The sequence below is a fragment of the Microbacterium sp. Leaf351 genome, from assembly GCF_001423825.1.
GTDB lineage: Bacteria > Actinomycetota > Actinomycetes > Actinomycetales > Microbacteriaceae > Microbacterium > Microbacterium ginsengisoli.
On the sequence record NZ_LMPK01000015.1, the window covers coordinates 9,032 to 17,407 of the forward strand.

The window sequence follows — 8,376 nt, forward strand, 5'->3', positions numbered from 1 at the left end:
GCCGCGCGCGCTCAGGGCGGTCGGACGCGCGCCGTCACCGCCCCCACGGCGGAGGGGGGTGCGCTTCTGACGGCGCGCGGGCTGCGGGTTCCGCGCGGCGAGCGGATGATCGGTCCGATCGACCTCGACGTGCGCGCGGGCGAGGTCGTGCTGCTCGAGGGTGCCAGCGGGGCGGGGAAGTCGAGCGTCATCGCGGCACTGCTCGGCTTCGCCCACGCGGAGGGCGAGATCAGCGGCGGCGCGCGCGCGGCCATCGCGTGGATGCCCCAGCGCGCCGGGCTGCTCTCGGGAACCGTGGCGGAGAATGTGGCGCTTGGCGCCGATACCCCCGATGCCGTGCTCGTCGCCCGATGCCTCACCGATGCCGCGGCGGGCGATGTCGACGCGGGCATCGTGCTGGGCGCCGGCGGGGCGGGGCTCTCGGGCGGACAGGCTCAGCGCGTCGCGTTGGCGCGCGCCCTGTACCGGCTGCGTGCGACCGACGCCCGGGTGCTCGTGCTCGACGAGCCCACGAGCGCCCTCGACACGGACACGGAAGCTCAGGTGTGGGCGTCGGTGCGGGCTGCCGCCGATGCCGGCGCCGGCGTGCTGCTGGTCTCCCACCGCCCGAGCGCGCGGGCGATCGCAGACCGCCGTGTGGCCGTGGCATCCGTTCTCGTGCTGCCTGCGGAGGTGCCACAGTGAGCACCGTCAGCGACCCGCGCACCGCCGAGACCGCGCGCATCCTGCGCGACGCGCAACCGTCCGCCCGCCGCTTCTCCCCCGCCGTGCTCACGGGGTTCGGCACCGCCATCAGCTCGATCGCGCTGCTGGCAGCGAGCGGATGGCTCATCACCCGCGCCGCGGAGCAGCCGAGCGTCATCTTCATCTCGGCGGTCGTCGTCGCAGTGCGCGCGTTCGCGATCGGGCGCGGCGTGTTCCGTTACGGCGAGCGCCTCACGAGTCATGACGCGACCCTCGGGCAGCTCGCGCGGGTGCGTGCCGGGCTGGTGCGACGCCTCGTGCCCCTGGCCCCCGACGGCCTCGGCGGCGCCCGCCGCGGCGCCCTGCTGTCGAACCTCGTCGACGATGTCGAGGAGCTGCAGAACCTGCCGCTGCGCGTCGTGCTGCCCCTCGTCGTCGCCGCGACCACGAGCCTCGCGAGTGTCGTGTTCGTGGCGTTCGTCTCCCTTCCGGCCGCGGCCGTGCTGCTCGGATGCCTCGTGCTCGCGTTCGCTCTCGCGGTCTGGGTGGGGGCCGCGCTCGGCGCGCGCGCCGAGCGCTCACTCGCCCCGCTGCGCTCACGACTCTCCGACGCGCTCGTGGACGAGCTCGGGGCGCTCGACGTCCTCCAGGCGTACGGCGCCCAGGCTGCGGCATCCGCTCGGGTGCGCATCGCCGATGAGGCGCTGCGTCGCGCGACAGTGCGCCGCGCGACGGCACAGGGCGCGACGAGCGGAGCGGTGTCGCTGGTGGCGGGCCTCGCCTCGCTGCTGGTGCTGCTGTCGGCGCAGCCCGCATTCGCGGGCGGAAGCCTCGACGGGCCCTGGCTCGCGCTCATCGTGCTCATGCCCATGGCGATCTTCGAGGTGTTCGGTCCCGTGCCGCTCGCCCTCGCGTCCTGGCGGCAGGTGCGCGGCGCGGCCCAGCGCATCGCCGACACCGTGCCGGCAGAGATCCCGGCCGAGCTCGTGCGCGACGAGCCCGCCCCGACCGGCGAGGCGCCGCCGCTCGGCACGGGACTCTCGCTGCGCGGCATGAGCGCGGCCTGGCCGCAGCGCGCGGGTGTCCGCGATGAGGCCGACGACGCGGGCCGACTCGTCGACGTCAGCCTCGATGTCGCGCCCGGCGAGCGGGTTCTCGTGACCGGCCCGAGCGGTGCGGGAAAGACGACCCTCGCCCACGTGCTGGTGCGCTTCCTCGACTACAGCGGCTCGTTCACCATCGGCGGACGCGAAGCGTCCACGCTCTCCGGCGATGACCTGCGACGCACGATCGGCCTCGTCGAGCAGAACCCGTACCTGTTCGACGAGTCGATCCGGCAGAACCTGCTGTTCGCCGACGACGGCGCCTCCGACGCGCATCTGTGGGCGGCGCTCGGTCGGGTCGGCCTCGAGGACTGGGCACGCGACCGCGGCGGCCTCGACTCACGACTGGGCGAACGCGGTGCACTCGCCTCGGGCGGGCAGGCGCAACGTCTCGCGCTGGCACGCGCCCTCCTCGCCGACTTCGCGGTGCTGGTGCTCGACGAGCCCACCGCGGGGGTCGACCCCGCGGCATCCGACGCGCTCCTCGACGACCTGCTCACCGCTGTCGGCGACGACCACGCCGTCGTGCTCGTCTCGCACGTCGCCGTGCCCGCTCACCTCATCGATCGCGAGGTGCGCATCGTCGCGGGCAGGATGACCGCATGAGCGACCTCGTCAGCGTGCGCGAAGCCCGCCGCGAGGACGCCTGGGGCATCGCCCGCGTGCGCGTGGACACCTGGCGCGTCGCCTATGACGGACTCGTCGACGACCGGATCCTCGCGGCGCTCGACCCCGAACGCGAGGGGCACCGGCGCGCCGAGCTCTGGCTCGAGAACACCGCAGCTGCCGGCGCCGCTCAATTCGTCGCAGAGCAGAACGGAGTGATCGTCGGATGGGCGGCCGTCGGCGCCTGCCGCGACGACGACCGACCCGGCACCGGCGAGCTGCACGCGATCTACGTGCACCCCTCGCTCTGGTCGGCCGGCGTCGGGCATGAGCTCCTCACCGCGGCCACGGCATCACTGCGTTCGTCGGGGTTCGCCGAGGCATCCCTGTGGGTGCTCGACCGCAACGAACGCGCGGCCGGCTTCTACGAACGGCACGGGTGGATCGAGGACGGCGCCGTCAAGAGCGAGCAATCTTCTCTCGCCGAGGCCCCGCCGCTCATCGAACGCCGGCGCGTCATCCGCTTCGAGTGAGGATGCCGCGGCCCGACGGACGTCACAGAGTCGCTCGGCCGGGACTGCTATAAACGAAGCTCATCACGAAGCGATCCGGGGGGACATCGTGACAGCGGGTGCGCAGGGGGAACACGATTCGCTCGAGGAGTTCGCGGCGGGCCTGCGGCAGCTGCGGCTCGAGGCGGACAGCCCGACGCTGGAACGCCTGCATCGCGAGACGGGAGTCTCCCGCACCGTGCTCTCCGAGGCCTTCAACGGCAGGAAGCTGCCGTCGGCGCGCACGGTCGATCGGATCGCGGTCGCGTGCGGCGGCGATGCCCGCGGGTGGGCGACACGGCGCGACCGACTCGCACAGCGCGATGCTCCGCCGCCTGCGGCCAGAACCATCCGGCCCGCGCCCGTCACCGTGGCGCGACGTGTCGCGCTCGTGTGGGCAGCGGCCGCGTTCGTGCTCGGGACCGTTGTGACGGCGGCCATCGCTCTCACCGTCACCCACGTGGCTCGAGGCACAGCGCCGCCGCCTTCCGTCGCGGTGCGGGACGGCAGCGACCCGGCATCGACCTCCTGCGCCAACGATGCCCGCGTCGTCACCGGCGACGTGCGGGACAGCGGGCGCGTGGAGATCGAGATCCTGTGGTCCGACGCCTGCTCTGCCGCCTGGGCGCGGGTGAGTCGAGACGATGGCACCGATCGGGGCGCGACCCTCTCCGTCGCGATCTATCCGCAGAGCGCACCCGGCGGACCGCATCGGCAGAGCATCACGGTTCAGGGTGGAACCGTCGCGACCACTCCGCTGCTCGTGCGGGTGTCGGCCGACGAGCGACTGTGCGCGACGGGTGCGGTGACGGTGGCGGGCACCCCGGTCGAGCTCGGCACGCCGATCTGCATCTGACCGGCCGCGGAGGCCGCTCAGCCGAGCACGACACCGAACGCCTGCGTGCTCGGTTGCGACGGCAGGCGGGTGAACCCCAGCCGATCGTAGAAGGCGAGGGCAACGGCGTTGTCCGCCGCGGCCACGAGGTGGAGTCCTGGCACGCCGGCATCAGCGAGCGCCGCCCGCTGCGCGTCGATGAGACGGCGCCCCCAGCCGGCACCCTGGGCCGCGGGGAGCAGGTCGATGTGCAGGTGCGCCGGATACGTGTCGGCGAACGGCTCGGCGCCCGCGCGCCGGCCGTCGGCGTAACGCCGCAGTTCCGCCTCGCGGTGCGACAGGCCCGGGGCATCCGGCTCACGACGACGCACCGGCCACCAGTCGGTGCGGAACCACTCCTCGAACGCATCGGTGTCGGGAGCGGCGACGCAGTACCCGACCACGGCATCGTCCGCGTCCGCGATGACGAAGGCGAACTCGGGATGTCGCACCGTGTACGGCAGCGCGAAGACGTCGGCCCACAGCGCGTCATCCGACAGCAAGCCGGTCGCGTCGCGGCCGAGATCGGCGGTACGCAGGCATACGTCCGCGATCCGCGGGCGGTCGTCGGCACGGAGAGCGCGGAGGGTGTGGGGCATCCGCGCAGACTATCGGCCGCCCCGAACTCGTCTCCGCACCCGGAGATGCCACGTGATGCGCCCGGACGCANNNNGCGTCATGCGCGAGCAGCTGTCGGAGGGCTGGTGCCATGGAGGGGATGAATCGTGTCGAAGATGATGTCAGTGCTTTCGCTGCCGACCTGAGAAGGCTGCGGCTGCATGCCGACAACCCGACCCTGACGCGTCTGCAGCACACGTCGGGGGTGTCCAAGAGCGTGCTCTCGGAGGCCCTCGCGGGTCGGCATCTGCCGTCGGTGCGCACCGTCGACGCGCTCGTGCGCGCGCTCGGTGACGGCGATCACCGCGACGACTGGATCAGCCGCCGCGACGAGCTTGCGGAGCAGCGGATGCCGACGCTCGAGCATCCGAGCGGGCCGATCCCCACGGGCGCGGCGCCGATCCCGAACGACCTGCAGCGCAGCGTGACCGCGAAGGCGACGGTCGCGATCGCCGGTGTCGCACTGATCGCGGGCGTGGCGCTCGGGTCGTGGTCGACCGCGTGGATCCTGTCGCTGCGCTGATCAGCGCGGACCGGGCGCCCGGTTGTCACGCAGCCAGCCGGCCTCGCCGGCGAGGGCGGCACTGAACGCGGTCGCGGGGGCCGCGAGCACGTCGGCTGTGGCGGCGAGCTGCACGATGTGGCCTGCCTCGAGCACGCACAGCCGTGCCGCGAGCGCGACCGCGTCGGCGACATGGTGCGTGGCGAGCACCGTGGTGGTCGCCGGCAGCGACGCGATGGCCGCGCGCACATCCTGCGCGGTGAGCGGGTCGAGCGAGGTGGACGGCTCGTCGAGCAGCAGCACATCGGGCTCCGTGACGATCGCGCGGGCGAGGGCGACCCGCTGCCGCTGACCGCCGGACAAGGCGTCGGGACGACGGGATGCCGCGGCCCCCACACCGAGCCGGTCGAGCCAGTCCTGCGCGCGTGCACGCGCGACCGACCGGGGCACCCCGCGCGCCCGTGGCCCGAATGCGACGTTGTCGAGGGCGCTGAGGTGCGGGAACAGGTGGGGGTCCTGCGAGAGAAGCACCACGCGACGCCGCGCCGGGGGCACCGTGCGCGCGGGCGTCGACAGCTCGCGCCCGCCCACCGCGATGCGGCCGTCGTCCAGCGGCACGAGACCGGCGAGGGCGCCCAGCAGGGTCGACTTGCCCGCACCGCTCGGCCCCATGACCGCGATCGTCTCGCCGGGTGCGACGGCGAGGGCCGCGTCGAGGTCGAAGCCGTCGCGGCGCACGACGACCCGGGCGTCGAGCGAGGAGGTCATCGCACGCTCCCGAACCGCCACGCCCGCACGGCGACGAGCACCGCGATCGAGGTGACGAGCAGCAGCAGCGACAGCGCGACGGCCGTGGAGGTGTCGACGCCGGCCCCGTTGAACGCGGTGTAGATCGCGAGCGGCATGGTCTGCGTCACTCCCGGTGCGTTGCCCGCGAACAGCGCCGTCGCACCGAACTCGCCCATCGCCCGCGCGAAGCACAGGACGGTGCCGGCGACCAGCCCCGGGGCGGCGAGCGGAAGGGTGACACGCCGCAGCACGGTCCAAGGTCCGGCGCCGAGCGATGCGGCCGCGACCTCATACCCCGATCCTCGGGCGCGCAGCGCACCCTCGAGGGACAGCACGAGGAACGGCAGCGCGACGAACACCTGCGCGATCACGACAGCGGTCGTCGTGAACGGAAGTCGCACGCCGATGCCCGCGAGCAGGACGCCGCCCCATCCGTTCCGTCCGAACAGATACAGCAGCGCCACGCCGCCCACCATCGGCGGCAGCACGAGCGGCACGGTCACGGCCGCACGCAGCACCGCGGCGAGGCGCGGGCCCGACCGGGCGATGAGCAGTGCGAGCGGAGCACCGAGCACGAGGCATCCGAGGGTCGCGACGACCGCTGTCGACAGCGAGAGCCCCAGCGCCGACAGCGCGTCGGGCGACGTGATGTCCGCCGGGAGCGTCGCCCAGTCCACCCGAGCGACCAGCGCGGCGAGCGGCACGACGAGAAGCGCCAGCCCGAGCACGGCCGGCACCACGAGCACCCGCGGAAGTGTGCGGGTGCCGTGCGCGCCGGCGCGGCGTCGGATCACGGGGCTCCGAAGCCGTAGCTCTGCAGGATCTGCTCACCCGCCGCGCTCGTCACGAACGCCGTGAAGGCGGCCGCCGCGGTCGGATTCGGGGCGCCGGCGAGGGCGGCGATCGGGTACTCATTGACGACCTGGTCGGCTCCGGCGGGGACGATGGCGGTCACACCGCTCGCCCCGCGAACGTCGGTCGCGTAGACGAGGCCGGCGTCAGCCGCACCGGATGACACCTTCGTGAGCACGGCGGTGACGTTCTGCTCCTGGCTGACAGGGGTCACCGAGACGCCCTGGTTCTTCAGCAGGGTCTGGGACGCCGAGCCGCACGGCACGGCCGGCGCGCACAGCACGACCGACACCCCCGGGCGCGCGAGGTCGGCGAGGGTCGCGATGCGCGCGGGATTCGCCGACGGAACCGCGATCACGAGCGTGTTGGTCGCGAAGTTCTGCGGGGAGGAGGCGAGTTTCGCGTCCGTGACCTTCGTCATGTTCTTGGTGTCCGCCGACGCGAACACGTCGACGGGCGCGCCCTCGACGATCTGGGTGGCGAGCGTCGACGAGCCGTCGTAGACGATCGGCTTGACCGTCACCTGCGGATACTCGGCCTCGAACGCCGTCGCGACAGCCTGGAAGGCGTTGCGCAGTGATGCGGCCGCGTAGATCGTGAGGTCACCGCTGGGGGCGGCGGCGACCGACGAGCTCGCCGACGGGGTCGCCGAGCTCGATGCATCGCTCGCGCACGCCGTGGCGCCGAGCAGGACGGATGCCGCGGCGACCGCGGCAAGGATGAGGCGACGGGCGTTCATGGGCAGCTGCTCCTCGGGTGCGAGTGGGGTCTCAGGGCTTCGGGGTCTCGACGATGACGGTCGTGGCTTTCACGATCGCGACGGCGAGCGAGCCCGGTTCGAGTGCGAGGTCGCGTGCGGCTTCGGCTGACATGAGGGAGACCACGCGGTGCGGTCCCGCCTGAATGTCGACCTGCGCCATGATGCCGTCGATCTCGACGCGCGTGACGAGCCCCGAGAAGCGGTTGCGGGCGCTCGAGAGCCCCTCCGCGGGATCGGCGGGCTGCCGCCGGCGCTCGACGACGAACTCCGCGAGCGCGGCGCCGTCGATCTCGATGGGCGTGGCGTCGGTGGCTGCGAGAAGCCCGTGGTCGATCCAGCGGCGAACCGTGTCGTCGCTCACGCCGAGCAGGCGCGCGGCCTGGGCGATCTTGTAGGAGGGCACGAAAGCGATCGTATCCGCATCTGCGGCGCGATCCGGACGAGGTGATCGCACCTGCGGATGCCAGATCTCCTCTGTCTCCGCGGGGCTAGCCTGTGGACATGCCCTTCGCCCCCCTCGTCGACCCCGTCGAGGACCTTCCCGCCGACGAACGGGTGCGCACAGCCCGCCACCGGGTCATGTTCGACTTCGGGGATGCCGCCCAGCGCCGGCTCGCGGCCGCGCACGTCGCCGTGGTGGGTGCCGGCGGGCTGGGGTCGGCGGTGATCCTCGCGCTGGCCGCGGCCGGCGTCGGCACGCTCACCGTCATCGATGACGACGACGTCGACCTCTCCAACCTGCAGCGCCAGGTGCTGCACCGTCGCGGAGATGTCGGTGCGCCCAAGGTCGACAGCGCGGTGCGTGCCGCCGCCGACCTGTCCGCGACCCGGGTGATCGCCCGGCGCGCACGTCTCGACACGCGCAACGCCGCCGATCTGCTCGCCGGCGCGCACGTGATCGTCGACGGCAGCGACACGTTCGACACGCGACGCGCGGTGGCCGCGGCATCCGAGTCCACGGGCCTCCCCCTCGTGTGGGGCACCGTGCAGGAATTCGCCGGCCAGGCCACCGTGTTCTGGTCGAGGCCGAGCGCAGG

At 73.2% G+C, this 8,376-nt stretch carries 11 protein-coding genes; 6 read left to right on the forward strand and 5 right to left on the reverse strand.

All coding sequences use genetic code 11. The features are described from left to right. The 4 genes from ASG00_RS17210 to ASG00_RS05720 all read left to right on the forward strand — a co-directional run. Positions 1-684 (forward strand): ATP-binding cassette domain-containing protein (locus ASG00_RS17210; protein WP_235559219.1); only part of this gene is annotated, 684 nt, incomplete at its 5' end. Next, positions 681-2,393 carry a thiol reductant ABC exporter subunit CydC gene (gene cydC / locus ASG00_RS05710; RefSeq protein WP_056207516.1) on the forward strand — a complete coding sequence of 571 codons (1,713 nt, stop codon included), beginning with the start codon at positions 681-683 and terminating at the stop codon, positions 2,391-2,393. The genes ASG00_RS17210 and cydC, both read left to right, overlap by 4 nt. Next, positions 2,390-2,926, forward strand: coding sequence for a GNAT family N-acetyltransferase (locus ASG00_RS05715; protein WP_056207517.1), 537 nt, complete (start codon positions 2,390-2,392; stop codon positions 2,924-2,926). The genes cydC and ASG00_RS05715 overlap by 4 nt, the downstream gene beginning before the upstream one ends. Positions 2,927-3,014: 88 nt before the next feature. Continuing rightward, positions 3,015-3,800 carry a helix-turn-helix domain-containing protein gene (locus tag ASG00_RS05720; RefSeq protein ID WP_056207518.1) on the forward strand — a complete coding sequence of 262 codons (786 nt, stop codon included), beginning with the start codon at positions 3,015-3,017 and terminating at the stop codon, positions 3,798-3,800. 17 nt (positions 3,801-3,817) lie between these two features. Here the strand turns inward: ASG00_RS05720 and ASG00_RS05725 are convergent, their stop codons facing one another. Next, a complete protein-coding gene (locus ASG00_RS05725; RefSeq protein ID WP_056207520.1) occupies positions 3,818-4,417 on the reverse strand; it encodes a GNAT family N-acetyltransferase in 600 nt (199 codons plus the stop codon). 119 nt (positions 4,418-4,536) lie between these two features. On the opposite strand from ASG00_RS05725, the gene ASG00_RS05730 reads away from it, so the two are divergent. Next, the gene (locus tag ASG00_RS05730; protein ID WP_056207522.1) at positions 4,537-4,959 is read left to right on the forward strand and encodes a helix-turn-helix domain-containing protein; all 423 of its coding nucleotides are present in this window, start codon (positions 4,537-4,539) and stop codon (positions 4,957-4,959) included. Here ASG00_RS05730 and ASG00_RS05735 read toward each other — a convergent pair whose 3' ends face one another. Genes ASG00_RS05735 through ASG00_RS05750 form a run of 4 tightly spaced genes read right to left on the reverse strand, consistent with a single transcriptional unit; the run spans position 4,960 to position 7,742 of the window. Beyond that, entirely contained in the window at positions 4,960-5,706 is a 747-nt protein-coding gene (locus tag ASG00_RS05735; protein ID WP_082483105.1) for an ABC transporter ATP-binding protein, read from the reverse strand. It abuts the gene before it with no gap. Then, entirely contained in the window at positions 5,703-6,521 is an 819-nt protein-coding gene (locus ASG00_RS05740) for an ABC transporter permease (protein ID WP_200930866.1), read from the reverse strand. The genes ASG00_RS05735 and ASG00_RS05740 overlap by 4 nt, the downstream gene beginning before the upstream one ends. Then, positions 6,518-7,318, reverse strand: a complete 801-nt coding sequence (gene modA, locus ASG00_RS05745; protein ID WP_056207526.1) for a molybdate ABC transporter substrate-binding protein — start codon at positions 7,316-7,318, stop codon at positions 6,518-6,520. The genes ASG00_RS05740 and modA overlap by 4 nt, the downstream gene beginning before the upstream one ends. Before the next feature lie 31 nt (positions 7,319-7,349). Beyond that, positions 7,350-7,742 (reverse strand): TOBE domain-containing protein, encoded by a 393-nt coding sequence (locus ASG00_RS05750; protein WP_045247305.1) that lies wholly within the window; start codon positions 7,740-7,742, stop codon positions 7,350-7,352. A 98-nt stretch (positions 7,743-7,840) separates the two neighbouring features. Between ASG00_RS05750 and ASG00_RS05755 the strand changes: the two genes are divergently transcribed. Beyond that, the coding region (locus ASG00_RS05755; RefSeq protein ID WP_235559374.1) for a HesA/MoeB/ThiF family protein at positions 7,841-8,376 on the forward strand (536 nt) is incomplete at its 3' end.

What these genes read in the sequence shown, in the direction of transcription:
- ASG00_RS05715 (WP_056207517.1), top strand. Translation starts at nt 2,390, where the DNA reads ATGAGCGACCTCGTCAGCGTGCGCGAAGCCCGCCGCGAGGACGCCTGG.
- ASG00_RS05725 (WP_056207520.1), bottom strand. Translation starts at nt 4,417, where the DNA reads ATGCCCCACACCCTCCGCGCTCTCCGTGCCGACGACCGCCCGCGGATC.
- ASG00_RS05730 (WP_056207522.1), top strand. Translation starts at nt 4,537, where the DNA reads ATGAATCGTGTCGAAGATGATGTCAGTGCTTTCGCTGCCGACCTGAGA.
- ASG00_RS05735 (WP_082483105.1), bottom strand. Translation starts at nt 5,706, where the DNA reads ATGACCTCCTCGCTCGACGCCCGGGTCGTCGTGCGCCGCGACGGCTTC.
- modA (WP_056207526.1), bottom strand. Translation starts at nt 7,318, where the DNA reads ATGAACGCCCGTCGCCTCATCCTTGCCGCGGTCGCCGCGGCATCCGTC.